Source organism: Streptomyces sp. NPDC007917, assembly GCF_042959105.1.
Lineage (GTDB): Bacteria > Actinomycetota > Actinomycetes > Streptomycetales > Streptomycetaceae > Streptomyces.
This window is the reverse complement of record NZ_JBIBKK010000016.1, coordinates 90797-116313: the sequence shown is the minus strand read 5'-3', so window position 1 is coordinate 116313 and position 25517 is coordinate 90797. Positions and strand designations below refer to the sequence as shown.

Sequence of the window (25517 nt, the reverse complement as noted above, 5' to 3'; positions counted from 1 at the left end):
CGAGGGGTTGTGCCACGGCGGGGTCGGCCGTGAGGGGTGGTTCCGCGCTGGGGGCCGCCCGCCGGCCGGCGCTAGATGGCGTCCGGGCCGCCCAGCAGCATGGCGTGCTTGACACCACCGGTCTGGTAGCTGAAACACAGCGCGTAGTCGAAGTCGAGCGGCCGGGTGCGCGTTCCGGGCACCGGGTCGAAGGGGAGCCCGTCCATGGGCTGTTCGCAGTTCGCGGTGGGACACACCGCGCCCTGTTCCATCATCATCAGCGTCAGGCCGGCGCCCAGGCACCCGGCCGGGGCCCCGTGGTGGCCGAAGCACGCGTCCTGCGAGGTGATCAGCACCGGGTCCGCCGCCGCCCCGTACAGGGTCCGGACGGCGCCCGCCTCCACGGCGGCCACGGCCGAGTCCCCGTGACCACAGCTGTGGATGTACGGCACCCGCTCGATCCGCCACCGCTCCCCCAGGCAGCGGCGCGCGGCGTCCGCCAGCTGGGCGCCGGTGTCATCGGCTCCCAGCGGGTTCGCCAGCCCGTCGCGGGTGAGGGCGGTGGCGAGCACCTGGCCATAGATGTGGGCGCCGCGCCGGCGGGCGCGCTCGCGGCTCTCGACGATGACGGTCGCCGCGCCCTCGCCGTAGTTGATGCACTCGGAGCGCCGGTCGTACGGCCGCATCACGGCGTCGGACGAGGGGGTGAGACCCAGCATGCCGGGCTCGCCGCCCAAGGCCTCATAGGCGCGTCGGGCGCTCTCCAGCAGGCGTTCCGCCGTCCGGATGACCTCTCTGTTGAAGACGTCGACGCCGGTGACCGCGGCGAGTTCGATCTCGCCCGCGGCGATCAGGCGCTGGGCGTGGCCGAGCTGTACGGATCCGGAGGCGCAGCCGCAGGCCACCGTGAAACACGGGCCGGTGGTGCGGGTCAGCGCCCCTTGCACCACGGCGACATCGGAGGGGGTGCCGGCCTGTCCGCCCGCGACGAACAGTTCCAGCGCGTCGAGTGGCGCGGTGTGCGCGGGGTCGGTGCGCAGCGCCGCCACATAACTCTCCACATTGCTGTCGATCCCGCCTCTTCCGACGAGCAGCGCGGCCTCTCCCAGGTCGCCGGCGTGGATGTCCAGTTCGGCATCGGCGCATGCCTCCACCAGCGACACCAGTCCGAACCGGTGCGCGTCGGTGAAATGCCGGGAGAAGAATTCCGGGATTTCGGGAACGCGTTCCGCGAACATGCCGTCGGAGAGCTCGACCGAGCCGTAGTACGTCCCGTTCCGCCCGAGACAGCAGCCGCCCCGAGAGGCGATGTTCCACACCTGACCTGCGGTGAAGGCCGGTCCGTCGTCGCCCGGCAGACAGAAGCCCAGGCCGGTCACCACGGCGTCCCTGGGGCTTCCGCGGACTTCGCGGGAAGTGTTCGGCGGGCTCATGACGCCCTGCCGCGGCTGAGCACAGTCATGTCTTTGCGTCCAATGCGATGGAGTCAGCCGCGGGTTCCTGACCCCCTCGGCCGAGAGAAATCCACATCACGCTTCAACGTTTTGTGGAATAGACAACGTACGCCGCGGTGTCGAGCGGAGAAAGGGAGTGCCGAAACACAAGGTGGTACGGGCCCGGGGAAGTTGGTACCCCGGCGAATGGGATCGCGAGAAGGGCGCACCGGCAGAACGGCGGAGAGCCCCGGCTCCCCCCGCTCCGCCTCGCGCGCCCGGCGCCCGCGCGGCACCACCGGCGCCACCGGGGGCGCCGCTGCCCGTGACCGGCGGGACCGCCGCCGTCCGTGACCGGCGGGTCGCCCCCGGTCACGCCGGTGCGCGTGCGCGGGCGCGTCAGTCCGACGGCAGGCGGGTGCCGCAGCGGGCGCAGTAGCGGGCGTCGGACTCCTGCGCGAGCCGGCCGCACTCCGTGCAGACCCGGTTGAGCAAGCAGGCCGGCTCGCCCCCTTCCGGCGCGGCGGGGCGGGCGGCGGGGCGGGCGGCGGAGCGGATCGTGAGGCCGGGGCGGCGGCGGTGCACGGTGAGATAGACCAGACCGTCCGCGCCGGCGGAGAGGGCGCGGCGGGTGCCGTGCGGCAGCCATGTCACACAGCCCGGCTCCAGCTCCTGCCGGGCGTCCGCCACCTCGAGCCACCCGCTGCCGCCGGTCACATACAGCAGCACGTCGAGGTCCTGCTCCACATGGAAGTCGACCCGGCCGTCGGCAGGCAGCCGGATCACGTTGGAGTCGAGTTGACGCCCCTCGGCGGCGAGCCGCCACAGGGCCCCGCCCCGGTCCGCCGTGACCTCGCGCATCAGGTCCGACACCCTCCCCTGCACACCAGCGACAGACGGCATCAGCTACCCACCGTTCCTTCCGTTCCTTCCCGTTCCTCCCACACGACCGCGAGACGCATACCACATGAGCACGGCCCCCCGATAACTGGAATCTAACATGTGGATTTAATGGCGTCGTGCGCCGCCGCCAGGAGCAAGGCCACTTCTCGCGCTTGTGGATCCACCGGATGCCGGTACAGTCGCCAGTGCCGCTAAATCGCGGGGCAGTTGAAGGGGGCGGCTTATGCGCGCGCTGGTGGGCGGCCGGTGAACCGAGCGCGATTATGGTGGCGCAGCCGCCGGGTCGCCGACGGTCTCGAACTGCCGAGCCCTTTCGACCCGGTCGCCTTCGTGGCGCTGCTGGCCGAGCGGCGGGGGCGCCCGATCGAACTGCTGCCGATCACCGTGCGCCATTCCCTGCCCTGCGGTCTGCTCGCGACCACCGACCGGGCCGACTACATCCTCTACGCGGCCGACACCACCGCCCTCCACCGGCAGCACATCGTGCTGCACGAGACCGCCCACCTTCTGTGGGGACACGAGGGCACGGCCGACCCTGCCTCGCTGGGCCTGCTGACGCCTCATCTGACGGGCTCCCTGGTGCGGCGGGTGCTCGGCCGGACCGTCTACACCCAGCCGCAGGAGCAGGAAGCCGAGTTCCTGGCCTCGCTGATTCTGCAGCGGGCCCTGCGCAACGACCGGGGTCCGAGCCCGTCGAGCCCCGGCCAGGCCCCGCTCGGCTCGCTCGTCGGGGCGCCGCCGGAACGGCCGGCGCCCCCGGGCGGACGGGCCGGGAAACCACCGGCTGCCGGCCGTGACCATGGGTGATCTGCTCGGCTACCTGCCCGCCGCCGCGGCGATGGCGGTGGGCTGGTACGAACTCCGGCTGGCGCGCAGACGCCGGTTCGCCCCGGGCACCCGCCAACTGTGTCTGTTCGGGGTGTGCATGGGGGCCGCGATGGCGGTTCTCGCCCCCGCGACGGTGACGGCCGCCGGCCGCGTACTGCCCGCCGCGGCGGAGGCCTGGCCCCATTGCGTCGGCCGTGAACTGGAGATGGCCGCGCTCGCCTGGCTGGCCCTGGCGGCGATGGCCCTCGACCTGCCCGACGCGCGGCACATCCCGGCGCGGTGGCATGTGCGGGTCACGGTGACCGTGTGCGCGGTGGCCGCGGTGTGCTTCCTGGCCTCGGGCGCGGTTGTCGAGGAGGGCGAGGTCGTCGCCCCCGGGGCGCAGGGCAGGGTCGGGCTGGTCGCGTTCGACGTGCTCTTCACGCTGTACAGCCTGTGGAGCCTGACCCTGTTCGCGCTGCCGGTCCACGCCCAGATCCGGCGCTCGGGCCCGGGCCCGTTCCGTACGGGGCTGCGGCTGGTCACCGCGAGCGCGTGTGTCGGCGGGCTGTGGGCGCTGTGGGGGCTGGCGGGCGTCGCGAACATGGCGCGGACCGGCCGTCAGGGCGCGGGCACGGACCCGGTCGCCATGGTGCTGGCCGCCTCCTGCCTGGTGCTGGCCTGCCTGGGCGCGACCGCCGCCTGGTGGCGCGGGGCCCTGACGGCGCCCGCCCGCTGGCTGCGCGCGTACCGCCGCTACCGCGCCCTGGAGCCGCTCTGGTCGGCGCTCCACGCCGCCGCCCCCGGGATCGCCCTGCGCGCCCGGACGCGCCGGCTGTCGTGGCTGCCGCCGCGCAGCGCGGAGTTCGCGCTGTACCGCCGGGTGATCGAGATCCGCGACGGCTACCTGGCGCTGCGCCCGTACGCCGCACCGGCGGGCCCGGCGGCCGAGGCCGGGACGGCGGACGGCGGGAACAGCGGCGAGGACGCGGGCGTGGTCGGCGAAACCGAGGTCGAGCAGGCCCGCGCCGCGGAGGCGGAGGCCGCCGCCGTCGCGGCGGCGATCGTGGCGGCGAGGAGCGGCGTACGCCACGGCGGGCCGGCCCCGGCCGGCGCCGCCACCAACTCCGCCACCACCTCCGCCGCCAACTCCGCCGCCAGCCCCACCTCCGGTCCTGCCGTTCGGCCGGTCCGGGGCACGGTGGAGGCCGAGGCGGCCTGGCTGGTACGGGTGGCCGACGCGTTCGCCCGGTCCGCGGCGGAGCGACCCGTACGCGCCGGGGTGCCCGCCGAGCTCCGGCTCAGCCGGGGGCGGGAGCGGGCACCGGCGTCGGCGCCGGGGCGGAAGGGCTGAGCGCGGAGGCGTCGGTCGTGTGGTGCACCCAGGTGGCGATCTCGACCCGTGAGGAACAGCCCAGCTTCCGCATGGTCTCCCTGATGTGATTCACCACCGTCCACTCCGATATCTGCAGCCGCCGGGCGATCTGCTTGTTGCTCAGACCGAGGGTGATCAGGGCGGAGACCTGGGACTGGCGGGGAGTGAGCGGGTCACCGCGCAGCGGGCCACCGCATCCGAGCACGGGCGGGGGCCGGTCGCCGTCGGGCGGCCCCGCGTACGCGCGGGCGGGGAGGTCCGGGCGGGAGCGGGGGGCGGCGGGTCCCCGGGGGCCGGGGCCGCCGGGGTCGGGGGTCGCGGCCGTGGAGCGGTCGTGGGCCGCGGGCCTCAAGGAGCTGCGGCTCATGCCCGGGTTACGGTCCGGGTCGGCGTCCGGGCCGGGGCGTAACAGTGCGCGACGGGCCGCGAACTCCTTGACCAGGTCGGGCAGCGGCGTCCCCGCCCCGTCCGACAGGGCGGCGAGAAAAGCGCGTTCGCCCAGGTGGCGCCGCATATGCCCCTCCAGCCGCCCCACGGTGAAGTCCGGGTACCCGGGCTCGTCGAGCAGCCCGTCGGCGCCGCGCGCCGCGTGGCAGCCGCCCAGGCATCTGACCACGTCGGCGGCGCGGGCCGCGGTCCTGGGCAGCAGGGGCGTGCCCAGCACCGCGAGCAGCGCGCCGAGCACGGCGGGGGCGCCGAGGGTCCGCAGACCGGCCACGGCCCGGTCGAAGTAGCCGTCCGCTTCGGCCTCCCGGCCCCGCGCGGCGGCGAAGACGCTCAGCTGGAGCAGAGCGGTGCCGGAGACCAGCGTGTCGCGGCGCCGGGTGGCTCCCGTCAGGGCCTCCACGGCCAGGGCCGTGGCCTGCGCCAGGCTGCCGTGAAGGAACTCCGCGAGCGAGGCGTCGAGCATGACGCGGTGGAGCGCGTGTCCTTCGCCGGTGTGCGACCGGTGGCCCGCCACCGCCGTGCGCAGGGCGGCCAGCGCCTCACCCGGCCGGTGCGGAGCCTCGGCGAGGCCTCTCAGGTGCAGCGACCGGGCCGCGAGCAGGGCGCCTTCGGGGTCCTCGGCGGCTCCGGCCATCTTCCCCCGCTGCCCCTCGGTGCCGAGGAGGGTGAGGGCCGCCTCCGGCTCCCCGGCCCGGATCGCCGCTTCGGCCAGCAGCAGGTTGAGCCGGGTACGGCGGGGCGTGCCGACCGGCGCCTCCGGCAGGGCGGTCAGCTGATCGGCCCAGGTGAACGGCGCGCCCGAGGCGTACCAGTACGTACGCGCATGGTCGACCAGGGCGATCGCCTCGTCCGCCGCGCCGAGGCCGATCAGCGTGTCCAGGGCGCAGCCGATGTTGCGCTCCTCGCTCCGGAAGGCCGTGATCCCGGCGTACTGGTCGCCTTCGGCGATGCGGCGTGCGGCGGTGCGCGCCAGCTCGGCGTAGTAACGGGCGTGCGCAAGGCGTGGGTTGTCGGGGGCGGTCGCGGAATCCGGTCCGGCGCCGTGGGCGGACGGCTCGAACGGGATGTGCAGCCGGGTGCGGGTGAAGCCGTCGAGACGGCCCGACGGAAGGGCGGACACGCTCAGCAGACGGCGGCCGAGCAGGGTCTCGAGCGCCGCCGGGAACGCGTTGAGGGGGACGCCGGCGATCCGGCGCAGCGCCTCGGGGCCGGCCCCGCCGCTGAAGATCCGGGAGCAGGCGAGCAGTCGGCGTTCGGCGTCGCCCAGTTCGGGGTGGTGCCGGTCCCGTACGGACGCGCCCGGGTCCGTGGCCGGGGCGCGGGGCGAGGGAGCGGCGGGGGCCGGGCCGCCGTACGCGTCGAGCAGCCGCGCGAGGCTGCCGCTGTCGCCTCCGGCGCCCGCGGGGCGCTCGGGCCCGGGGTCGAACCGCCCGTCCAGCGCGGCCCAGAGCACTTCGGGCCCCTCCAGGGCGGCGATCCGCGCCGCCAGCACCAGGGCACCGGGGATGCCTCGCAGTTCGGCGCAGGTACGGGCAACCGCCTCCTGGTTGTGGTGCTGGACGCGGAACGCGGGGTTCAGGGCACGTACGGAGGCGACGTACAGCCGCACGGACGGGATGCGGCACATGCTGTCGAGGTCGAGCGCCGAACAGTCGAGCGGGACGGGCAGCGGCCCGACCGTACGGTTCACAAAGCCCGCAGAGGCCGCGGCGGCCAGGGGCTCGCGGGCAGTAACGATCAGTCTGACGCCGGCGCGCGCCACCGCGGCCGGCACGCCCTCGTGGCCGGCCGGGGCCAGGCCCTCGGCCAGGACGAGCGGCGGCGCGCCCGCTCCGCCAAGACCCCCGTCCCTGGCGGCACTCGGGCGCTCGCGCAGGCGCTCGACGAGCCGGATGAGCTCCGCGCCGGGGTCCTCGTACGCGGAGCCGTCGAAGCGGAACGTCTCGGCCCCGCTCGCCGACGCGTACGCGGACGCGACCGCTCGGGCCAGCCGTGTCTTGCCGATGCCGGGCCCGCCGGAGAGCACCACGCCGGGCGGGGCCGTGTCCGTCAGGAGGGCCAGCAGTTCGGAGATCTCACGGTCCCGTCCGAAGATCTCGCGGTCGGGCGGATCGGTCATGGACGGCTCCACGAGTGTGTGAGCTGAGATGAATGTTGTGTGGAAAATCCTGCACAGCAGCTTGGCGGCCTGTCAACTAGAATGAATGGCGGCATGTTGAGGACCTATGTCTGCTGCCGCCCGCCGCGCAGCCGCGGCGGGCGCGAACGAGAGAGGTGCGCCGTGACAGGGGAGGAGCCCACGCCGTCGGCGCTGGCCGACAAGATCGACACTCTCTTCAAGGTCGTGCGCCGGCCCGACCGCCAGCAGTACAGCCATGAGGAAGTGGCCCGCGCCTGCCGCGAGGCCACCGGCGAGACCTTCTCGGCCACCTATCTGTGGCAGCTGCGCACCGGGCGGCGGGACAACCCGACCAAGCGCCATCTGGAGGCGCTGGCACAGTTCTTCCAGGTCCCCCCGGCCTACTTCTTCGACCACGAGCAGGGCGCGGAGATCGCCCGCGAGCTCGAACTGCTCGGCGCGCTGCGCGACGCGGGCGTGCGGGACGTGGCGCTGCGCGCGGTGAACCTCTCGCCCGAGGGGCTGGGCACGATCAGCGATGTCATCGACGCGATCGCCCGGCGCGAGGCGGAGGCCGCGGCGGAGGCGGAGAAGGGCGGAAGGCGCCGCCGCGACCGCGGTTGACGTCGGCGTGAGACGACCAGGGGCCCCGCCGACGCGAACGTCGGCGGGGCCCCTGGCTCTTCCGGTCTCGGCCTCCTGACCTTCTGGCCTCCTGGCCTCCTGGCCTCTTGGGTCAGTCGCCCTTGGTGATGGTGGTCAGCAGCGAGAGCGTGGTGGTGATGATGATGGTCGTGACGGCGGAGGCGTCCGGGTCGTGGACGGTGCGGGTGGTGGCGAGTTCCGCGACGGTGGCGTCGGGCGTGGTGTAGGCGGCGTAGCCGCCCATCAGGTCGATGGCGCTCATGACTGCTGACTCCTCGGGTCGTGATGTCGCGGGCGGTGTCGAGTACGCACGGACGGGCGCGGGTCCGCCCCCGGCCCGCCTCCCGTCCGTCCCCTCGATCCCAGCAGCCGTCGCCCGGCCCGGACACCCGCAGGAAACTGGCCCAACCCCGGGGGGCCGACGGCAGTCGGCGCGGCGGCGCCGGCCGGGGAGCCCCCGCCACCGCCCGAAACTGACAGGGTCCTGCCCCCTGGCACGGCTTCGCGGCCCTCGCGGGGGTCCACCGGCGGGGATCTGCCAGGCGAAGTCCTGCCACTTTCCGCCTCTTCGCAGCCATGCCTAGCGTTTCGGGCATGACAGCGACGATTCCGGAGGATGTGTACGGCGCACCGGACGCCTCACGGCACGATCTGGCACCCGTACCGCTCTCGGAGGCGCCCGAGGTGGCGCTCACGCTGACGCGGCTCGCCCTCCCGCCGCTGGTGCCGGACGGGCTCATCAGCCACCCGGGCCGCAACGACAACTGGGCGGGCCGCACCGAGGACGGCACGCGGGTCTTCGTCAAACGGCTGGACCGGCGGACGCACGACGCCACGGCACGCTTCGACCGGGCGTACGCCTTCCAGGTGGTGCGGGCCGCGGCCGGGCCGTTCAGCTGGAGCGCTCCGGCCTTCCTCGGCGGCGACCGCGAGGCGCTGGTCCTGGTCTACGCCCTGCTGGAGGGCGCGGTGTCCGGGGCGGTGCTGGCCGAGGAGAGCCGGTTCGACGCCGCACTGGCGCACCGGGCCGGGCGGGCGGTGGGAGAGCTGCACTGCTTCCACCCCGCCGGGGTGCCAGGGGCGGGAGCCGGTCAGGCGCGGGGCCTGGCCTCCCGGCTGTCCGCCCTGACCGTGGCGGAGTACACCCGCAGCAGCGCGGCCGAGCTCGCGTTCTGGGCGCTGCTGCAGCACGACGACGACCTCAAGGCCGCGCTGCACGCGCTCGGCCGGCGCTCGGGCGCCGCCGCGCCGACCCCCGCGCACGGCGATCTGAGGCTGGATCAGTTCCTGCTGCACGGCGACGAGCTGCATCTGTGCGACTGGGAGGAGTTCCGCCTCGCCGATCCGGCCCGCGATGTCGGGGGCTTCGTCGGGCAGTGGCTGTTCCGCGCGGCCACGCTGATGTTCACCGAGTTCGAGCCCAGCCCACCGGACAACGCAGCTGGCGCGGCCGACCCGTCCGGCGCCGACGGCGGTGTCCACGCGTCCCTGGTACGCGGCGGCGCCGACCGGCTCGATGCCGTACGGCCGCTGATCGCCGCGTTCTGGCGGGGGTACCGCGAGGCCCGGCCGACGGCCGACCCGGGCCTCGCGGAGCGAGCGGTGGCCTACGCCGGGTGGCATCTGTTCGACCGGGTGCTCGCCACCGCCACGCACAGCGCGCGGCTGACGGCCGTCCAGCGGGGGACGGCGGGCGTGGGGCGCGCCGCGCTGCTCGCGCCCGCGCGGTTCATCGACGTGCTCGGGCTGGGGGGCGACGCATGACGGACACCTCCGGGCGGGCCGGGACGGGCCCGCTGTCGCCCGCCCTGCGCGCCGCGCTGACCCATCTGCGCCTGCGCGGGATGCGACCTGACGGGGTGCCTGACGTATGGCTGGAGGAGCGCCGCATCCCGGGCGACACGGCGCGGGAGGTGCGGCTGGCCCTGGCCACCGCGCTGTACGAGCGGTGGCACGCGGGAACGGCGCTCGAGCCCGACGCGCCGGCCCGGCTGCCGCGCCGCGACCACGCCTTCGAAGCGCGGCTGATCGCCGCGACACCGCACGCGCACGCCCCCGTCGAGGCGGTGGTGCACACCGCCGCGCCGCCCGGCGGCGGTGCTCTCACGGCGGAGCTGGGGCGGGTGCGGGTGAGCCTGCCCCTGGACGCGGTGCGGGGCCCTGCCCGGGCGGACGACGAGGCCGCGACACCGACGGCTGTGGCACCGGGCGGGCGGGTGGTCGCGGACCTGCCCGCCGTACGACCGGCCCTCTCCCCGGGGTTCCTGCTGGTGGACGGGGCCGACGGACGGCCGGCGGACGGGGCGGACCGCGAGGTGCTGCGGATGTATGTCCATCTGCGGTACCCGGACGCCGCCCCGCGGGTGTGGGGTGCCCTGCTGACGGAGCTGGCCGCGCGGTCCGTGCCGTACCGGGCCAAGGTCCTCTCGCGCCCGTGGGCGTATCCGCGCCGCGACGCCCTCGTGGTCTACCTCGACGCGGACCGTGCGGACGTGGTGTTCCCGCTGACGGCGGCCGTGCGCCGGCTGCCGGGCATCGGCGCGGACACCTCCGTCTTCGCGCGGCGGCTGCTCCCGGGCATCGCCGTCGCCTGGGAGCCGCGGGACTCCCGGCCCGGGTGGCGGGGGCAGAGCTTCGGCCAGCACCGCGCGGCGGCGGTCGCCGAGGGCGTCGTACGACACGCGGTGGACCGCGAACGCACGGATCTGGCCCGGGAGATCGCGGTCTCGCTGGGCGGCGCGGCGGCGGACCCCGCCGAACCCGCCCGCAACCGCTCCTCCCCCGGCCTGCCCGCCGCCGCCCTGCTGACCCTGCGGTCGGCCTCCTGTCCGTCCTGAACCGAGGTGATGACCGCCCAACCCGCTCGGCGCCGCTCAGTCCCGGGTGTCGCCCAGCGACTCCAGGAGATTCCGGAGCGTGTCGGCCAGGGTGTCGTGGTCGGCCTTGCCGAGGGCGGCGAGCAACCGGCTCTCGGTGGCGAGGTGGTCGGGCAGGGCCCGGTCGATGAGCGCGCGGCCCTCGTCGGTGAGGGCGACATGCACCACCCGGCCGTCCGACTCGCTGGGCGTACGGGTCACCAGGCCACGGGCTTCGAGGCGGTCGAGGCGCTGGGTGACGGCGCCCGAGGTGACCATGGCCGCGCGCATCAGGGCGGCGGGGGTCAGCCGGTACGGCGGCCCGCTGCGGCGCAGGGTGGCGAGCACGTCGAAGGACGCGGGGTCGAGCCCATGGGCGCCGAACGTACGGCGCGTCTCGGCCTCGATCAGCCGTGAGAGCCGTTTCAGGCGCCCGATGACCGCCATCGGCGACACATCGAGATCGGGGCGCTCCGCGCCCCACTGCTCCAACACCAGGTCCACGTGGTCCGTCACACCCCCAGCCTAGTCAATTCCTTAGCACTGAGATACTTTGTCTTAGTGCTAAGAAATCGGATCGGGGTCGTCCTGCTGACCGCGCTCGCGCCGGGCGTCTGGGGGACCACCTACCTCGTCACAACGGAACTGCTGCCTCCGGGCCGCCCGCTGCTCGCCGCGGTGGTCCGCGCCCTGCCGGCCGGTCTGCTGCTCGTCCTGCTCACGCGGCGCCTGCCGCAGGGGATGTGGTGGTGGCGCGCGCTGGTGCTCGGAGCCCTCAACATCGGCGCGTTCTTCGCCCTCCTGTTCGTCGCCGCCTACCGGCTGCCCGGCGGGGTCGCCGCCACCGTCGGCGCCCTGCAGCCCCTCCTCGTCGCCGTCCTCGCCTCCGGCCTGCTCGGCGAGCGGCTGTCCCGGCGCACCGCGGTCGCCGGGGTGGCGGGCGTGGCCGGAGTCAGCCTGCTGGTCCTGCGGGCGGACGCCCGCCTGGACGCCCTGGGTGTCGCCGCCGCGGCAGGGGGCGCGCTCGTCATGGCCACCGGGGTCGTCCTCAGCAAGCGGTGGACCTCCCCCGCGCCCCTGCTGGCGACCACCGGCTGGCAACTGGTCGCCGGTGGCCTGCTGCTGCTCCCCGTCGCCCTCCTCGCCGAAGGGCCGCCCCCGACGACGCTGACCGCCGAGAACCTGGCCGGCTACGGCTATCTCTCGCTCGTCGGCGCCGCCCTCGCCTATGCCCTCTGGTTCCGCGGGATCCGCGCCCTGTCCCCCACCGACGTCACCTTCCTCGGGCTGCTCAGCCCGCTGGTCGCCACCGTGCTCGGCTGGCTCGCGCTCGGCCAGCGACTCACCGCGTGGCAGGCCCTGGGCGGGGCGGTGGTCCTCGCCGCCATGGTCATGGCCCAGATCCACCCGGCCCGCCGCGCCGATCGCGTCCGCGTACGGCCGGCCCTCCCCCTCAGCGATCTCGCCGTCCGCCGGACGGCCGAGCCGAAAGGAAACCGATGACCATGCGCATCACCGTCTTCGGAGCGGCCGGGAGCGTGGGCAGCCGTGTGGTGGCCGAGGCGCTGTCCCGGGGCCATGAGGTCACCGCGGTCGTACGGAACCCGGACCGGCTGGGCGCCCTGCCCGCCCGCGCCACGGCCCGGGTCGGCGACGCGGCCGACGTCGCGGACGTGGTCCGGCTGAGCACCGGCCAGGACCTCGTGATCACCGCCACCCGGCCCGCGCCCGGCAGCGAGGACGAGCTCGTCACCGCCACGAAGGCGCTGCTCGCCGGGGTGGCGAGCAGCGGCGTCCGGCTGCTGGTCGTCGGCGGGGCGGCCACCCTGACCGTGCCCGGCACCGGCGGCACGCCGGTCGTCGACGCCCCGGACTTCCCCGCCGCCTGGCGGGGCATCGCGCTGGCCTGCGCCGAACAACTCGAGGTGTGCCGCGCGGAGTCCGAGGCGGACTGGACCTATCTGAGCCCGGCCGCCCTGCTCGAACCGGGCGAGCGCACCGGCACCTACCGGCTGGGGGCCGACGAGCTCCTGGTCGACGCCGACGGCGTATCCCGTATCTCCATGGAAGACCTCGCGGTGGCCCTGCTGGACGAGGCCGAGCACCCCCGCCACCACCGGGTCCGGTTCACCGTCGCCCAGGCCTGAGCGCGCCCTCCGGCCCACGGGAGGACCTTACGCCGGGGCCCGCGCGGACCGGCCCCGGCGTAAGGTCTCTCCATGGGCGAGTTACTTCCGTTCCTGGTGGTCGTCGGCTGCCTCTCCGTGGTCATGGGCTTCTTCACCTGGCTGGCCGTTCTCGTCCGGCGCCGCGGCGTCGCCGGGTCGGCCGTCCGCTCCATCGTGGACGTCTACGACCAGGCATGGCACGCGACCGGACACGATTCCCACTACGAGATCCAGGTGCAGGCGGAACGCAAGCTGCCGATCCCGTCGCCGGACGACCCCTGGCGCCCCGACCGCGGCGTGGCCGCCCGGCCGGGAGAGCGGGGCGGGCGGCCGGTCCCGTCGCGCCCCCGCCCCGGACGCCGGGGGCCCGGCCGCCGGGGCCGGCGGCTGTGGCACCGCCGCTGACCGGACAACCGCCGCCGCCGCGGCTCAGCCGGCCTCGGGTCCGGTGGTGGTCCACCCCGGCGCCTCGACGCGGTGGGTGAGCGTGTCCCGGGACGCCCGCTGCCCGCAGGCTCCGCAGCACACGACGGGGTCCAACTCGGCGCCGCAGGAGTGCTCGAGCACCACCGGGGGCCGGTCGGCGAGATGCCGGTCGCCCCACTTCATCAGCATCAGCAGCACCGGTTCGAGCTCCCAGCCGGCCTGGGTGGGCCGGTACTCGAAGCGCCGGGGCCGCTCGCTGTAGGGGACCTTCTCCAGCACACCCGCCTCCACCAGGCGGCGCAGCCGCGCCGCGAGGATGTCGCGCGGCGCACCGATGTTGCGGACCATGGCGTCGAAGCGCCGCACCCCGAGGAACACCTCGCGGAGTACCAGCAGCGAGTGCTTCTCCCCCACCACGGCGAGCGAGTCGGCGATGGAGCAGGGCCGCGGATCCTTCATACGCGCAGCGTACGGGCGCTGCGTTTGGTTCTCAAACCAAGGGGTCGGGCCGGAACCCTCCGTCGCCTCAGCGGCGCCCAAGGGGGCTAACCGCTCGCTAACAGCCTCCTAACAGCCCGCCAACACGGCTCGCCCGGGTCTCGGGGACAATGGACACCGGCCCCGAGCACGGCATACGGCGGTGTTCCTCTCACGGCAGGAGATCAGGCACGTTGTCCCGCGAGCGCGAAACCCCCTCGGCCGCCACTCCCGCCGCCGGCCCCGACCGGCTCTCCCTGCGGGCCGACTGCGCGAACTGCTTCGGACTGTGCTGCGTCGCCCTGCCCTTCGCCGCCTCGGCGGACTTCGCGGTCGACAAGGCGGCCGGACGGCCGTGTACGAACCTTCAGGCGGACTTCCGCTGCGGCATCCACACACAGCTGCGCGAGCGCGGCTTCTCCGGCTGCACGGTCTTCGACTGCTTCGGGGCGGGCCAGAAGGTGTCCCAGACCACCTTCGGCGGCCGGGACTGGCGGCAGGCCCCCGACACCGCGCCCCGGATGTTCGAGGTGTTCCCCGTCATGCGGGCCCTGCACGAGTTGCTGTGGTACGTGACCGAGTCGCTGGCCCTGCCGGCGGCCCGCCCGGTCCACGCCGACCTCCGCCGGACGCTGACGGACCTCGAAGGCCTCACCCACGGCAGCGCCGAGTCCCTGGCCGGGCTGGATGTGGCGGCGCTGCGCCAGGAGGTGAACGCCCTGCTGCTGCGCGTCGGCGAGCTGGTGCGGGCCCGGGTCCCGGGCCGTAAGAAGAACCACCGGGGGGCCGATCTCATCGGCGCCCGTCTGAGGGGTGCCAATCTGCGCGGCGCCAACCTGCGCGGGGCCTGTCTCATCGCGGCCGATCTGACCGGCGCGGACCTGCGGTCGGCGGATCTGATCGGGGTGGACTTCCGCGACGCCGATCTGACCGGCGCCGACCTCACCGGAGCCGTCTTCCTCACCCAGGCCCAGCTCAACGCGGCCAAGGGTGACGCCACCACCAGGCTGCCCCGGGCGCTGAGCCACCCGGCCCACTGGCCGTCCTAGCGTTTTCGGACACCTTGACCCGGCAGGATCGGAGGAGACTGCTCCGCGACCGGTGAATGATGCACGGGAACGGCCCCTGGAGAGGTATAACCATTGCCAGAGCGGTGAGTTGACGTATCGACGAATCGAGACAGGGGCCGGGCTTGGGCCGAGGACCTCGGAGGTAACGGGTGCGGTATCGGGTCCTGGGCGCGCTTGAGCTGTGGGACGGCGGCCGATGGGTCTCCCTCGGCCCCGCCAAGTGGCGCATGCTGCTCGCGGTGCTGCTGTGCCACGCCAACCGGACCGTGCCCACCGAACGGCTCATGGACGAGCTGTGGGGCGAGGAGGGGCGTCCGCAGAGCGCGGGCAAGTTGCTGCAGACCTATGTGTCGCGGCTGCGGCAGACCCTGGGCGACGAATCCGGTGAGGTCCTGATCACCGACAAGCAGGGCTACAAGGCACACGGATACCGACTCGCGGTGGAGGCGGCCGAGTTCGACGCGCACCGGTTCGAGCAGCTGGTCGAGGAGGGTCGGCGCGGCCTGGACCGGGACGCGCCCGAGGCCGCCGCCGAGCGGCTGCGCGAGGCGCTGGGGCTGTGGCGCGGCGCGCCGTTCCAGGACGTGCCCCCGACCCCGGCCGTGGAGGCGGAGGCCGCGCGGCTGGAGGAGTGCCGCCTCGAGGCCGTGGACGCGCGGATCGAGGCGGATCTGCGGTGCGGCCGGCATGCCTCGGTGCTGGGCGAGCTGGAGGCCCTGACGGCCGAACACCCCTTCCGGGAGGACCTGCGCGGCCGCCAGATGCTGGCGCTGTACCGGTCCGGACGGCAGGCCGAAGCCCTGGCGGCGTACCGCGATCTGCGCGGGGCGCTGGCCGATGAGCTGGGCGTCGAGCCGACCCCGGCGCTGCAGCGACTGCACCAGCGGATCCTGACCGCCGACGAGACCCTGATGCCGCCGCCGGACCGCGCGGCGCAAGGGGCGGCGCCCGGCGCCGGCCCGGGGACACCCGCCGCGCCCCCTGGGGCCGCCCGCACCCCCCGCGGCCCCCGCCAGCTCCCGCCCGCCAGCCCCGCCTTCACCGGGCGCCATGGCGAGGTCGCGGTGATACGGACGCTGATCGAAGAGGCCGAGGAGCACGACGGCTCCGGGGCCGCCGCGGCCGAAGGCGGTGACGGGGGCGCGGGCGGACGGCCCGTGGTGATCGCGGCCATCGACGGCACCGGCGGGGTCGGCAAGTCGAGCCTGGTCATCCACGCCGCGCATCAGCTCGCCGACCGGTTTCCCGACGGTCAGCTCTATGTCGATCTGCACGGCGCCACCGCCGGGGTGACCGCCCTGGACCCCGGCGAAGTGCTCGGCCGGTTTCTGCGCGCGCTCGGGGTGGACGGCTCCAGCGTGCCCAGCTCCACCGACGAGGCGTCCGCCCAGTTCCGTTCGCTGGCGGCGGGCCGGCGGCTGCTGGTGATCCTGGACAACGCCGCCTCCGTGGAGCAGGTCCGCCCGCTGCTGCCCGCCGGGCCCGGCTGCACTGCGCTGGTCACCAGCCGCGAAATGCTCACCACCCTCGAAGGCGCCACCCATCTGCACCTGGACGTCCTCCCCCGCGACCAGGCCGTGGCGCTCCTGGAGCGGATCGTCGGCGCGGAGCGGGTCCGGGCCGAGCCCGAGGAGGCCGAGGCCATCACCCGGCTGTGCGGCGGTCTGCCGCTGGCGCTGCGGATCGCCGGGGCCCGGCTGGCCGCCCGCCCCGGCCGGCCGCTGCGCACCCTGGTGACCAAGCTGACCGACGTGCGCGGCCGGCTGGACGAGCTGAGCTTCGGCGACCTGGCCGTACGGACCAGCTTCCAGGTCAGCTACGACGGCTTCCGCGAGGGCCGGCGGTCCGACGACCAGGACGCGGCGCGGGCGTTCCGGCTGCTGGGCGCGTTGCCCGGGCCGGATGTGAGCCTGCCGGTGGCCACCGCCCTGCTGGGGCTGAGCGCGAGCCGGACCGAGAGCGCGCTGGAGCGGCTGGTGGACGCGCAGCTCCTGGAGAGCCCGGACTCGGTCCGCTACCACATGCACGACCTGCTCCGGCTGTTCGCCTCCGAGCGGGGGGAGCAGGAGGATTCCGAGGCCGAGCGGTCGGCGGCCGTGGCGCGCGGGCTGTCCTGCTATCTGGCCACCGCGCAGCACGCGGTCACCCTGCTCGATCCGCTCCGCCCGCGGCCCGGGCACCCTGTCGACGGCGCCGGCGACGGCTACGTGGTCCCGCTGGGCGACAGCGCGGAGGCGGATGCCTGGCTGAAGGCCGAACTCCGCAATCTGCTGGCCGCCGTCGCCCACGCCGTGGAGCGGCCGGAGCCGATCGCGCGCCTCGGTGTGCGACTGGCGGAGTCGCTGCAGTGGTTCCTCTATCCGCGGGCGCACGCCCAGGACCTGCAGTCGGTCAACGAGCTGGCTCTCCAGGCCGCCCGCCGCCTCGGCGATCTGGAGGGCGAGGCGTGGGCGCTGGACCACCTCGCGGGCGCGCACTGGCTGCTGCGCGCATACGACGACGTCCGGGAGTGTCTGGAGGCGGCGCTGGAGGTCTGGCGTGAACTGGGCCATCACGAGGGCGAGTTGCGGTCCCTGTGCAACCTCGCCGACGCGCTGTGCGAGCTGGGGCTCCACGAGGAGGCCATCGATGTGCAGAAGCGCCAGCTGGCCCTGGCCCGGGAGACCGGCGATCTGGCGGCCGAGGTGATCGGCCTGGGCAACCTCGGCCGGGCCCACCGGGGTCTCGGCCGCCCCGAGGAGGCCCTGGCCTGTTTCCGTGAGGCCCTGGAGGGCGCGCGGCGGACCGGCAACATTCACCACCAGGGGTTCGCCCTGTACGAGATGGGGATCACGTACATGGAGCAGGGGAGGTTCCCCGAGGGGCGGACGCATCTGGACCAGGCCCTGCCCGTGTGGAAGCGGCCGGGCACCTACGAGAGCTGGCGCGGGCACACCTGGAGCGGGCTCTTCCCCGCCTGTATGACGCTGCAGGTCGGCCCCGGCCCGCGCTGAGACCCGGCCCCCAGGCCCCTGCGCCCGGCCGGAGCGCCTGCGCCCGGCCGGGGTTCCTCAGGCCTGGTGGGGACGCGTGCCGTGGCGGATCCACACATTGGGTTCGACGTAGACCGCGCGGTCCTGGGCGGTGTCGCAGCGCACCGGCACCAGTCCTCCGGGCACCTCGACGTCGCCGTCGCGGTCGAAGGGCAGACCGGTCCACTGGCGCCACTGCGCCAGGGATCCGCTGACGGTCATCGAGGCGGGAGCGACCTTCTCGAGGGTGCCCCCCGCCTTGACGTGCACCCGTAGCCAGGGGTCGCTGGGCAGTCCGTCCGCCCGCCGTGCGCGGATGTACTCGGCCATGGGGACGTGCGGACTCAGGTGTTTGGCCGTCGGGCGCACCGGGGCCAGGAGCGTGTCGTGGCCCTGCCGCGCGGCCGTGGCGCGCAGCGCGCCCAGCATGCGGTAGGACAGCCCTCGGCCGAGGTAGTCGGTGTCCACCGTGATCTCGAGCGCGCTGGCCACGGTCGGCGGATGTCCGCCGCGCCGGTCGCGGAACGCCCATGTCACCACGCGGTCCCAGCCCTGGTCGGGCGTCTCCTCACGGCCGTCGAGCTCGGCGTTGAAGGGCACGGCGAGCCCTCGTGCCACCACCCGGTCGCCGTCGGTCGCCACCACGCAGTACTCGGGGAACTCCTCCACCACCCGGCTCAGGAGTGCGCTTGAGACCAGGTCATGGGTGATGAACTCGGGCCAGGTCTCGCTGATTTCGTACACGCGGCCGATCAGCGAGGGGCGGTCGGCGAGCGGGGTGATCCGGATGGTGTCGCTGTGTGTCACGACGGGCACGTTGCCATAGCCGCACCGCACGGGCCAGCCGATTTCGCGGTCACGGCCTGTGGGCGGTCACGGCTTGTGGGCGACCCCGCCGTAGGCCCAGACGCGGGACGGGTCGTCCTCGGCGCCGATGCCCGGCCGCCACAGCGGCAGCTGCACCAGTCCGGGGGCGAGGAAGTCGAGGCCGGTGAAGAAGTCCAGGATCTGTGACCGGTCGCGTGCCCCGGACACGACGGGACCGGTGAACCCGGACCAGTCACGGTACGGGTTCTGGGTGAAGTCGCCGGTGACATGGGACAGGATCAGACAGCTGCCCGGCGCGGCCCAGTCCATGAGCCGGGCGACGAGCCCCCAGGGGTCGTCCGCGTCGTCGATGTAGTCGAGGACGAACGCCAGCACGATCGCCACCGGCTGCTCGGGGTCGAGCAGCCGGCACAGTTCGTCGTGGTCCAGGATCTGCTCGGGGGCGCGCAGATCGGCCCTGAACGTCGTGGTGCCTGAGCCGGCCAGCAGCGCCCGTCCGTGGCTCACCGCGATCGGGTCGTTGTCGACGTAGACCACCCGGGCCCGTGGATTGACCGCCTGCGCGACCTCGTGCACATTCGGGCTCACCGGCAGGCCCGCGCCGATGTCCAGGAACTGGGCGATGCCGTCCTTGGCCACATGGCTCACGGCGCGGGCCAGGAAGCGGCGGTTGGACAGCGCGGTGTCCCTGACCTCGGGGGCGACGCTCAAAAAGCGCTGGGCCTGCTCGTAGTCGGCGAGGTAGTTGTCCTTGCCGCCGACGAGATAGTTGTAGACCCGGGCCGGATTCGCCTCACGCCCCTGGGGGCGGCCGTGTCCGGCGTGCTGCCGGATTCCCGGTGTCCTGAGCCCGATGCCGGCCCCGCTGCTGTTCATCCCGAATTCCCCTGCCACGAGCACTGCCACCGCCTCACCACATGCCGTTACGGGTCACTGTCCGTGCGGCGCGAGACCGGGCCGCCAGGTGACCGTCTCCCGCGGCCCCGGTTCCGCCCAGGCGAGCGGGGCTCGGGACCACAGATGGAAGGGCAGATCGACGTCGGCCCGCACCCGGCTGAGCTGCCCCCAGGAGTACACGTCCGAGTGGACCGCCGCGGCCTGCAGCGCCGCTTCGAGGCAGGCGCGTGCGGTCTTCTCCGCGCGGCAGGTGCCGCTCGGGCCGGATCCCTCCACTCCGCCGGAGACCTGGTAGGTGCTCCAGGCGTAGAGGGCATCGTGCTCGGTGTGCTGTTGCTGTTGCTCGTCGACGTTCACTGGCCCTCTCCAGACGCATCCCTACCGGGCGGCTGTAGCGATGTGCCCAGCATCGAAGAGGGCGGGGTAGCGGCGGTATAGCGGCGGTAAACCGGGCGGCGGGCCCGGTATACCGGGCCCGCCGCGCACGCCGCTGTCCACTCTTCCCCCGGTGGCCGGGGGATAACCGGGCCCCGGGTAAAGGGGGGTCTGCTCACTCGGCCAGCCAGGCCAGGACCTTCCTGTTGATGGCCTCGGGCCGCTCCAGGTGCAGGAAGTGTCCCGCCCCCTCGACCAGGTCGACGCGCGAGCCGGGCGGGAGGTGGTCCTTCGCGCTGCCGACCACGTCGGCGCCGATGCATCCGTCGGCCGCGCCGTGCAGATAGAGGGTGGGCCGCTCCCCGGTCCGGGTGATGGCCTCCTGCTCGGCGGCGTACTTCTCCAGGTGCCGCGAGGGGTCGAACAGGGCGCGGTAGTAGCCGATGGCGGCCTCGAGGTTGGCCGGCTCCCGCAGGCTCTCCTTGACGTGGGCGATGTCCTGCTCGGCGTGGTGGTAACCGGGCGACCAGTCGCGCCACAGGCCGTCGATGAGGGCCATGTCGTGGGCCGCGGCCCCCGCCTCGGCCAGCGGCGTCTGGAACAGGAAGATGTAGAACGAGCGCTTGAACTGGCCGTAGTCGAAGCCGAAGAAGTCGGCCAGCACCCCGCCCAGCGGGGGGACGGCCATGGTGACGGCCCGTCGCCAGCGCTGCGGGGCGTGGGCGGTGGCGCCGTAGGCGGCGATCGCGCCCCAGTCGTGTCCGATGAGTACGGCGTCGTCGCCGCCGCCGAGCGCGTCGTGCAGCGCGTTGGCGTCGGCGGCCAGCGCGCCGGCCTGGTAGGCGCCGTCGGCGGGTACACCGGTGGGCGCGTAGCCCCTCAGGAAGGGGGCGACCGCGTGGTAGCCCGCGTCGCCGAGGGCGGGCAGCAGATGGCGCCAGGTGTGTGCGGTGTCGGGGAAGCCGTGCAGGCACAGCGCCAATGGCGCATCTGCGGGGCCCGCTTCGAAGTAGCCGAACTCAAGTCCATTGGCGTTGACGTATTTCAGCTGTGTCACGCCGGGATGCTATGCCACCCCTCAAGGCGCGTCCATGTGCGCCGGGCGCACCTCCGCCGTCGCCCGGCCCGGTCCCGTCGTCGCGCAACGCCGTTGTGTTCAGGCATTGTTCAATGGTGAGGGCCCCCGTGCGCCGCACGGGCGAGGGTGGCAGACTGCGCATCACACCGTCCGGACTTCTTAAGTCGCGGACCCGTGTGCGATTTTCCGGCGCAGCGTGAGGGAGGCCCTATGTCCGGCCAGAGCAGTGGAGTGGCGGAGCACCGCGCCTCCATGGTGCACCGTGGATTCCTCTACCGCGGCGAGGAGGAGGTGGTCTCGGTGGGCGTGCCGTTCCTGCGCGCCGGGCTCGAGGCCGACGACGCCGTCGCCGTGGTCGCCTCCAAGTCGAATATCAGCGCGCTGCGCGACGCCCTGGGCCAGGACGCCTCCTCGGTGCAGTTCGAGGACGCGCTCCACTGGTACCAGCACCCGGTGCGCACCATCGCCGCGTACCACGCCTATGTCGAGGCCGAGAAGCCCCGCCGGGCCCGGCTGGTCGCCGAGCCGGTGTGGCAGGGGCGCACCCCGCTCGAGGTCGTGGAGTGGGCGCGCTACGAGTCCATCGTCAACGCCGCGTTCAGCGACTCGGGGGCGCGCGTGATCTGCTGCTACGACCAGCAGGCACTGCCCTCCGAGATCCTCGACTACGCGCGGCAGACCCACCCCGAGATGATCGACGGACACGGGCCGCGCAAGAGCGAGGAGTACACCGACCCGGGCCCGTTCATCGCCACCTGCGACCGCCGGCCGCTCCCCCGCGCCCCCCGGCTGGCCGAGACGATGCCGGTCAACACGGCCGATCTGGACGCCCTGCGCGTTTTCGCCACGGAGCGGGCCGATCGCCATGGGCTGGCGGGGGACGCGCTGCGCGACATGGTCGCCGCCGTGGTCGAGGTGGCCACCACCGCCGCCCGGCACGGGAGCGCGCCGGCCGCGCTGCGGATGTGGACCGACAACGGCGATCTGGTCAGCGAGATCTCCGGCCCCGGCCACTGGTACCCGGACGCGCTGTGGGGCTTCGCCCCGCCGGCCGACTCGGAGCCCGCGTTCGGGCTGTGGGGGGTGCGCATGCTGTGTGACGTGGTGCAGATGCAGACCGACGCGGACGGCACGGTCATCAGGCTGCGCACCCGTATCTGAGCGCCCCGGCGCCCGCCTTGCGGCCGGCCTGGTGAGGGCGACGGCGCGTGTTCCGGAGGTGTTCACGCACCGTCGCCTCCGTCGGTCCGGCCACGCCGCTACCGTGCCGGTCATGAACGGACTTCAGGTGTCACGCCGCGCCGTGCTCGGCGGGGTCTTGGGAGGGGCCGCGGGCCTGGTGCTCGGCGGTGCGGACGCGGCCGTGGCCGCCGGTCCCGTGCGCGGCAGGCCGCTTCGGGTGCTGGTGGCCACCAATGAGCCCTGGGGTACGTACCATGTCAAGCCGCTGCTCACGGAGGTGGCGCGGCGGCGCTGGCAACTGACCCAGCTGGTGCCGGACCACACCCGGATCACCCCGGGAGACCCGGTCCCGGTCGCCACACCGGCCGACGCGCCGGAGGCGGATCTGCTCGTCGTCACGGGCGCCGGGGACTGGCCGGCGGACTGCGCCGCCCGCCTGCGGCGGCTCCCGGCGGCCGCGAGCGCCCTGGCCTACCAGAAGCCGGTCGAGGCGCCCCGGGCGCGGGAGCTGCGGCCGCGGCTGCGGCTGCTGACCGCCTCCTCCCCCGCCGAGGCGCGGGCGTTCGCCCGGTATCTCGGGGTGCGGCGGCCGATCCGGGTGGTCGGTTCACCGCAGACCGACGGCCTCCCGCCGCGCCGCCCGGAGCCCGGTCTGGTGCTCGTCCTGACCAGCGTCACGCACCCGGACGCCACCGGGGACGCGGCCCCGGGCACGGAACTGCTGCTGGCCAGTGCGGAGAAGCTCGCAGCGGCGGGCAAGCGGATCCTGGTCGGGCTGCACCCGCGCGAGGACCGCCGCCTGTGGGACCGCTACGAGATCAGCGACGTCCCGTCGGTCATGGCCACCGCGCGCGCCGAGGCGGCCATCGGCATCCCCGGGACGGTGTTCCCGCTGGTCGCCGCGGTCGGCACACCGCTGGTGGGCTGCACCGACCCCGAGCTGACCGTGCCGGACTATCTGCTGGCGGTCTGCTCGGCCGCCATCGACGACGCGGGCGCGGCGGTCGCCGCCGTGAACGCGGCCCATCTGCCCGACGCCGCCACCCTCGCGGACGCCGTCGGGCCGGTGGGTGGCTCGGCCGCCCGGCTGCTCGACGCCTGGCAGCGGGTCGCTCACCTCTGAACACCCGGCTCCGGCGCCGCGTCAAGGAGGATCTTCAGCAGGTCGTCCGGCGCGTCCCGCATGAGGTTGTGCCTGCCCTCCACGGCGTGCACCGTCCACCGCGGGTCCTCGCGGAGCCGCTCGTAGGTGGGGGCGAACGGCGACGCGCCGTCCCACCCCGTCGCGTACACATAGTCCCGGCGCCGGAACCGCCCGAGGTCGCCGGTGAGCCGGATCCGCTGGAGGAGCGAGGCGAGCGGATGGGGCGTGGCGCGGGGGTCGAGGTGCGGCAGGGGCGGCACCGCGTAGCCGGTCTCCCCGACGTCCAGATACCACCCACGCAGTTCCTCGGAGGCGAGGGTCCAACAGGAGTCGCCGTCCTCGGGTACGAAGGCGTCCAGATACACCAGGGAATCCACCCGCTCCGGCACCCGGTCCGCGGCCCCCGTGATCACCATCCCTCCATAGCTGTGCCCGACCAGCACCGCGTCCTCGATCGATTCGGCCGTCAGCACATCGACCACGTCCTGGATGTTCGTGTCGAGGTTCACCGTGCCGCTCATCGGCCGTGCGTGGTCGCCGAAGCCGGTGAGCGTGAGGGCGTGCACGCGGTGGCCGTGTTGCTGCAACTGTCCGTCCAGCTGCTCATAGCACCAGCCGCCGTGCCAGCCGCCGGGGACGAGGACGAAAATGGCCATGTGGTACTCCTCAGTGACGGTGGTCGGCGCGAGTGGCGCGCCGGTAGGTGGTGGTGATGCGCGCGAGTTCTTCCGGGGAACGCGCGTCCCCCGAGCGCTGCATCTCGCGGTTGGCGGCGACGACGGCGGCGGTCGCCTCCCGTCGCGCCGACTCGTAGGCGGCCAGGCCCCGGGGAAAGTCGCGGGCGAGTTCCCGGGCCAGCACCCGGGCGTCGACGATGGCCTGCGATGCCCCGTTGGCCCCGACCGGGTACATGGGGTGCGCGGCGTCGCCGAGGAGGGTGACCCGCCCCTCGCCCCAGGCCGGCAGCGGGTCGCGGTCGACCATCGGGTATTCGAGGATCTGCGGGCTGTTGTTGATCAGCGCGGGTACGTCGAGCCAGCCCAGGTCCCAGGAGCGGAAGTGTCCCAGCACCTCCTCGGCGCGCCCCGGGGCGTTCCAGTTGGCGTCGCCTGGCAGCGGCCCCGGCTTGGCCACCGGCACCAGGGCCACCCAGTTGACCAGGGAGGGGCCGATCGGATAGATGACCAGTTCGGCGTTGCCCGCGCCGCGTGCGATGACCGCCGAGCGGCCGCCGAGGAACGGCGGGGCCTCGGCCGCTCCGCGCCACATCCGCACCCCCGACCACAGCAGCGGGCCCTGGTCCGGGTGCAGCCGTGCGCGCACCGCCGAGTGCAGACCGTCCGCGCCGACCAGCACCGCCGCCTCGATCTCGCCCCCGGGCACCCGGGCGCGGACCGCGTCGGCGTCCTGCTCGAAGTCCAGCAGCCGGGTGCCGGTGCGTACGGCGTGCGGGCCGAGCCGGTCGCGCACGGCGGCCAGCAGCAGCGACTGCAGCCGGCCGCGGTGCACGGAGTACTGCGGCCACCGGTAGCCCCCGGCGAGCCCGCGCTCCTCGGCGAAGAGCGTCTTCCCCCACTGGTCGCAGTACACGTTCTCGGCGGTGGCCACCGAGATCCGGGCGAGGTCGTCGCCGAGGCCGAGCTCGGTCAGCTCGCCCACGGCGTGCGGCAGCAGATTGATGCCCAGGCCCAGGGGGCGCAGTTCGCGGACGGCCTCGATCACGGTGACCTCGAACCCCGTGGCGTGCAGGCTCAAGGCCGCGGTCAGCCCGCCGATACCGGCCCCGGCGATCAGCACCCGCATGGTCAGTCCCTGATCTCGGGGCGGTCGATGACGCGCAGCCAGCTGCCGTCGGGCTGCCGCCGTACGACCTGGACCCGCCCGCCGGTGTTGTCGGCCGGCCGGGTCGAGGTGACGGCGAGGTCGCCGTTGCGGACGGTCGGCAGCGCCGGTTCCGGTTCGAAGTGGGACGTCCGCGCCAGCATCTGCTCGAACACCGCCCGGATCGCCTCGCGGCCGACCGTCCGGGACCCCGGCGGGAAGGCGAGCACGGCGTCGGGTTCGTACAGCTCGGCGAGGCCTTCGACGTCACCGGCGTTGGCCCGCTCCACGAACAGGCGGGTGAGGTCTTCGGGCTCGGTGGCGCGCTCGCGCGCGGTGGTCCGGTCGGTCATGGCTGCTCCTGCTGTCGCTCTGTCGTGTCCTTCTCTTGCTGACACCTCCACTCTGCGGCCTCGCGATCTAGAAGTCCAAGAGCTGGTTGTGCTGCACATCAGAAGTAATCGTTATAGCGTGGCG

25 protein-coding genes are annotated in these 25517 nt (G+C 74.1%); 12 read left to right on the top strand and 13 right to left on the bottom strand.

The features are described from left to right. Nucleotides 1-71: 71 nt before the first annotated feature. Both ACFZDL_RS29350 and ACFZDL_RS29345 read right to left on the bottom strand, forming a co-directional pair. A complete protein-coding gene (locus tag ACFZDL_RS29350) occupies nt 72-1361 on the bottom strand; it encodes a beta-ketoacyl synthase N-terminal-like domain-containing protein (RefSeq protein WP_391192890.1) in 1290 nt (429 codons plus the stop codon). A 450-nt stretch (nt 1362-1811) separates the two neighbouring features. Then, nucleotides 1812-2315 (bottom strand): AraC family ligand binding domain-containing protein, encoded by a 504-nt coding sequence (locus tag ACFZDL_RS29345; protein ID WP_353594249.1) that lies wholly within the window; start codon nt 2313-2315, stop codon nt 1812-1814. A 246-nt stretch (nt 2316-2561) separates the two neighbouring features. Here ACFZDL_RS29345 and ACFZDL_RS29340 point away from each other — a divergent pair, with 246 nt between their 5' ends. Further along, complete coding sequence (locus ACFZDL_RS29340; protein WP_353594248.1) at nt 2562-3122, top strand: ParH-like protein; 561 nt, start codon at nt 2562-2564, stop codon at nt 3120-3122. Then, nucleotides 3115-4476: an MAB_1171c family putative transporter gene (locus tag ACFZDL_RS29335; protein WP_353594282.1), complete on the top strand. Its 1362-nt coding sequence runs from the start codon at nt 3115-3117 to the stop codon at nt 4474-4476. Before ACFZDL_RS29340 ends, ACFZDL_RS29335 begins: the two co-directional genes overlap by 8 nt. On the opposite strand, the gene ACFZDL_RS29330 is transcribed toward ACFZDL_RS29335, so the two are convergent. Continuing rightward, on the bottom strand, nt 4424-7063 hold the full coding sequence (locus ACFZDL_RS29330) for a LuxR C-terminal-related transcriptional regulator (protein ID WP_353594247.1): 2640 nt from the start codon (nt 7061-7063) through the stop codon (nt 4424-4426). The two genes, ACFZDL_RS29335 and ACFZDL_RS29330, sit on opposite strands and share 53 nt — an antisense overlap. Before the next feature lie 162 nt (nt 7064-7225). Here ACFZDL_RS29330 and ACFZDL_RS29325 point away from each other — a divergent pair, with 162 nt between their 5' ends. Continuing rightward, nucleotides 7226-7687: a helix-turn-helix domain-containing protein gene (locus tag ACFZDL_RS29325; protein ID WP_353594246.1), complete on the top strand. Its 462-nt coding sequence runs from the start codon at nt 7226-7228 to the stop codon at nt 7685-7687. Between the two features lie 112 nt (nt 7688-7799). Here the strand turns inward: ACFZDL_RS29325 and ACFZDL_RS29320 are convergent, their stop codons facing one another. Beyond that, nucleotides 7800-7970, bottom strand: a complete 171-nt coding sequence (locus ACFZDL_RS29320; protein ID WP_353594245.1) for a hypothetical protein — start codon at nt 7968-7970, stop codon at nt 7800-7802. 332 nt (nt 7971-8302) lie between these two features. Here ACFZDL_RS29320 and lxmK point away from each other — a divergent pair, with 332 nt between their 5' ends. Beyond that, a complete protein-coding gene (lxmK, locus tag ACFZDL_RS29315; RefSeq protein WP_353594244.1) occupies nt 8303-9472 on the top strand; it encodes a class V lanthionine synthetase subunit LxmK in 1170 nt (389 codons plus the stop codon). Next, nucleotides 9469-10545, top strand: a complete 1077-nt coding sequence (locus ACFZDL_RS29310) for a T3SS effector HopA1 family protein (RefSeq protein WP_353594243.1) — start codon at nt 9469-9471, stop codon at nt 10543-10545. The genes lxmK and ACFZDL_RS29310 overlap by 4 nt, the downstream gene beginning before the upstream one ends. A 36-nt stretch (nt 10546-10581) precedes the next feature. Here ACFZDL_RS29310 and ACFZDL_RS29305 read toward each other — a convergent pair whose 3' ends face one another. Beyond that, nucleotides 10582-11079, bottom strand: coding sequence for a MarR family transcriptional regulator (locus ACFZDL_RS29305; RefSeq protein ID WP_353594242.1), 498 nt, complete (start codon nt 11077-11079; stop codon nt 10582-10584). 45 nt (nt 11080-11124) lie between these two features. On the opposite strand from ACFZDL_RS29305, the gene ACFZDL_RS29300 reads away from it, so the two are divergent. The 3 genes from ACFZDL_RS29300 (at nt 11125) to ACFZDL_RS29290 (ending at nt 13136) form a co-directional block, all read left to right on the top strand. Then, nucleotides 11125-12066 (top strand): EamA family transporter, encoded by a 942-nt coding sequence (locus tag ACFZDL_RS29300; RefSeq protein ID WP_353594241.1) that lies wholly within the window; start codon nt 11125-11127, stop codon nt 12064-12066. Between the two features lie 2 nt (nt 12067-12068). Further along, nucleotides 12069-12710: an NAD(P)H-binding protein gene (locus tag ACFZDL_RS29295; RefSeq protein WP_353594281.1), complete on the top strand. Its 642-nt coding sequence runs from the start codon at nt 12069-12071 to the stop codon at nt 12708-12710. Nucleotides 12711-12782: 72 nt separating this feature from the next. Beyond that, nucleotides 12783-13136: a hypothetical protein gene (locus ACFZDL_RS29290; RefSeq protein ID WP_353594240.1), complete on the top strand. Its 354-nt coding sequence runs from the start codon at nt 12783-12785 to the stop codon at nt 13134-13136. 24 nt (nt 13137-13160) lie between these two features. Here ACFZDL_RS29290 and ACFZDL_RS29285 read toward each other — a convergent pair whose 3' ends face one another. After that, nucleotides 13161-13616 carry a helix-turn-helix domain-containing protein gene (locus tag ACFZDL_RS29285; protein ID WP_353594239.1) on the bottom strand — a complete coding sequence of 152 codons (456 nt, stop codon included), beginning with the start codon at nt 13614-13616 and terminating at the stop codon, nt 13161-13163. A 212-nt stretch (nt 13617-13828) separates the two neighbouring features. Between ACFZDL_RS29285 and ACFZDL_RS29280 the strand changes: the two genes are divergently transcribed. Both ACFZDL_RS29280 and ACFZDL_RS29275 read left to right on the top strand, forming a co-directional pair. Beyond that, the gene (locus tag ACFZDL_RS29280) at nt 13829-14683 is read left to right on the top strand and encodes a pentapeptide repeat-containing protein (RefSeq protein ID WP_353594238.1); all 855 of its coding nucleotides are present in this window, start codon (nt 13829-13831) and stop codon (nt 14681-14683) included. Between the two features lie 170 nt (nt 14684-14853). Continuing rightward, nucleotides 14854-17697 (top strand): BTAD domain-containing putative transcriptional regulator, encoded by a 2844-nt coding sequence (locus ACFZDL_RS29275; protein WP_353594237.1) that lies wholly within the window; start codon nt 14854-14856, stop codon nt 17695-17697. Nucleotides 17698-17754: 57 nt separating this feature from the next. Here ACFZDL_RS29275 and ACFZDL_RS29270 read toward each other — a convergent pair whose 3' ends face one another. The 4 genes from ACFZDL_RS29270 to ACFZDL_RS29255 form a co-directional block, all read right to left on the bottom strand. Then, nucleotides 17755-18522: an N-acetyltransferase gene (locus tag ACFZDL_RS29270; RefSeq protein WP_353594235.1), complete on the bottom strand. Its 768-nt coding sequence runs from the start codon at nt 18520-18522 to the stop codon at nt 17755-17757. Nucleotides 18523-18588: 66 nt separating this feature from the next. Continuing rightward, complete coding sequence (locus tag ACFZDL_RS29265) at nt 18589-19419, bottom strand: SAM-dependent methyltransferase (RefSeq protein ID WP_353594234.1); 831 nt, start codon at nt 19417-19419, stop codon at nt 18589-18591. Nucleotides 19420-19473: 54 nt separating this feature from the next. After that, on the bottom strand, nt 19474-19797 hold the full coding sequence (locus ACFZDL_RS29260; protein WP_353594233.1) for a hypothetical protein: 324 nt from the start codon (nt 19795-19797) through the stop codon (nt 19474-19476). Nucleotides 19798-19990: 193 nt separating this feature from the next. Beyond that, nucleotides 19991-20872, bottom strand: coding sequence for an alpha/beta hydrolase (locus ACFZDL_RS29255; RefSeq protein ID WP_353594232.1), 882 nt, complete (start codon nt 20870-20872; stop codon nt 19991-19993). A gap of 231 nt (nt 20873-21103) precedes the next feature. Here ACFZDL_RS29255 and ACFZDL_RS29250 point away from each other — a divergent pair, with 231 nt between their 5' ends. Both ACFZDL_RS29250 and ACFZDL_RS29245 read left to right on the top strand, forming a co-directional pair. After that, nucleotides 21104-22054, top strand: coding sequence for a sensor histidine kinase (locus tag ACFZDL_RS29250; RefSeq protein ID WP_353594231.1), 951 nt, complete (start codon nt 21104-21106; stop codon nt 22052-22054). A 112-nt stretch (nt 22055-22166) separates the two neighbouring features. After that, nucleotides 22167-23198 (top strand): hypothetical protein, encoded by a 1032-nt coding sequence (locus ACFZDL_RS29245; RefSeq protein ID WP_353594230.1) that lies wholly within the window; start codon nt 22167-22169, stop codon nt 23196-23198. Here ACFZDL_RS29245 and ACFZDL_RS29240 read toward each other — a convergent pair. From ACFZDL_RS29240 to ACFZDL_RS29230, 3 genes are read right to left on the bottom strand one after another with little or no spacing between them, the layout of a single operon-like run. Then, nucleotides 23189-23875: an alpha/beta fold hydrolase gene (locus ACFZDL_RS29240; protein ID WP_353594229.1), complete on the bottom strand. Its 687-nt coding sequence runs from the start codon at nt 23873-23875 to the stop codon at nt 23189-23191. The two genes, ACFZDL_RS29245 and ACFZDL_RS29240, sit on opposite strands and share 10 nt — an antisense overlap. A gap of 10 nt (nt 23876-23885) precedes the next feature. Beyond that, on the bottom strand, nt 23886-25022 hold the full coding sequence (locus ACFZDL_RS29235; protein ID WP_353594228.1) for a flavin-dependent oxidoreductase: 1137 nt from the start codon (nt 25020-25022) through the stop codon (nt 23886-23888). A gap of 2 nt (nt 25023-25024) precedes the next feature. After that, nucleotides 25025-25393, bottom strand: coding sequence for an SgcJ/EcaC family oxidoreductase (locus tag ACFZDL_RS29230; protein ID WP_353594227.1), 369 nt, complete (start codon nt 25391-25393; stop codon nt 25025-25027). Nucleotides 25394-25517 lie beyond the last annotated feature (124 nt).